Below are 1,681 nucleotides of genomic sequence, written 5' to 3'. Positions count from 1 at the left end.
GGTTAAGTTGTGTAGGGCGCATGGTGGATGCCTTGGTGCCGGATGACCGATGAAGGACGTGTGAGGCTGCGATATGCCTGGGGGAGTTGCCAACTGGACTGTGATCCCAGGGTTTCCGAATGGGGTAACCTAGCTAGTTTGATGACTAGTTGCCGCTGGCTGAATGTATAGGCTGGTGTGTGGTGTGGTGGGGAAGTGAAACATCTCAGTACCTGCTGTGGAGAAAACAAGAGTGATTCCGTGAGTAGCGGCGAGCGAAAGCGGAGGAGGCTAAACCGGGTTCGTGTGATAGCCGGCAGGCGTTGCGGGTTCGGGGTTGTGAGACGTGGGCGTTATCCTCTGCCGGGGGTAGGGCGTTGATGCATTGGTTAGCTGAACGGCTTGGGATGGTCGACCGGAGTGGGTGAGAGTCCCGTAGGTGAAGGCTGGTGTGTTGCGTCGGTTCGTGTTCTCGAGTAGTGCGGGTTTCGTGGAGGCTCGTGTGAATCTGCCAGGACCGTCTGGTAAGCCTAAAGTGGTCCGGTGACCGATAGTGGAGAGTACCGTGAGGGAATGGTGAAAAGTACCCCGGGAGGGGAGTGAAAGAGTGCCTGAAACCATGTGCCTGTAATCCGTCAGAGCCCGGCGGTGGGATTCGTTCCTGCCGTGGGCGGGTGATGGCGTGCCTTTTGAAGAATGAGCCTGCGAGTTATGGTATGCCGCGAGGTTAACCCGTGTGGGGGAGCCGGAGCGAAAGCGAGTCTGAAGAGGGCGTTGAGTGGTGTGTTGTAGACCCGAAGCGGGGTGATCTACCCATGTCCAGGGTGAAGCGGCTGTAAGAGGTCGTGGAGGCCCGAACCCACCTAGGTTGCAAACTGGGGGGATGAGGTGTGGGTAGGGGTGAAAGGCCAATCAAACTCCGTGATAGCTGGTTCTCCCCGAAATGCATTTAGGTGCAGCGTCGCATGTTGCACCGTGGTGGTAGGGCGCTGGTTGGGTGATGGGCCGTGTCGGTTACTGAGCTCAGCTAAACTTCGAATGCCATGGTGTTGAGTGCGGCAGTGAGTCGGCGGGTGAGAAGATCCGTCGTCGAGAGGGAAACAGCCCAGATTACCGGCTAAGGCCCCTAAGGGTGTGCTGAGTGGAAAAGGATGTGGGGTCGCGTTGACAGCCAGGAGGTTGGCTTAGAAGCAGCCATCCTTGAAAGAGTGCGTAATAGCTCACTGGTCGAGTGGTTTCGCGCCGATAATGTAGCGGGGCTGAAGTGCACCGCCGAAGCCGTAGCAATGCCCGGTTGGCTTGTTCCAGCCGGGGTTGGGTAGGGGAGCGTCGTGTCAGAGGTGAAGCCGCAGGGTGACCGGTGGTGGATTTGGCGCGAGTGAGAATGCAGGCATGAGTAGCGTAAGGCCGGTGAGAATCCGGTCCGCCGATTGACTAAGGGTTCCAGAGGACGGTTGTTCCGCTCTGGGTTAGTCGGGGCCTAAGGCGAGGCCGAGAGGCGTAGTCGATGGAGAACCGGTTGATATTCCGGTACCCGAGTGCCGCGTGTGAGCGATAGCGGTTGTGCTAACCGGCTGGGGGCGTGTGCTGGTTGCCCTTCGGGGTGGCTGGTGTGGGCGTCTGGTTGGGGTCCTTTCCGTGTGTAGTGTAGTGATGGGGTGACGCAGTGGGGTAGTCGTACCGTCTGGTGGATCAGGCGGGG

Annotated in this window: 1 rRNA gene; it reads left to right on the top strand. The window is 58.9% G+C overall.

Features of this window, described 5'->3' with window-relative positions:
- Positions 1 to 1,681, top strand: a 23S ribosomal RNA gene (locus tag YWW_RS0124205); the annotation flags it as partial.

Origin of the sequence: Glycomyces tenuis DSM 44171 (genome assembly GCF_000427885.1) — a bacterium.
GTDB classification, from domain to species: Bacteria; Actinomycetota; Actinomycetes; order Mycobacteriales; family Micromonosporaceae; genus Glycomyces; species Glycomyces tenuis.
The sequence above is the reverse complement of the archived record's forward strand: the minus strand, read 5'-3'. Positions and strand labels throughout refer to the sequence as shown.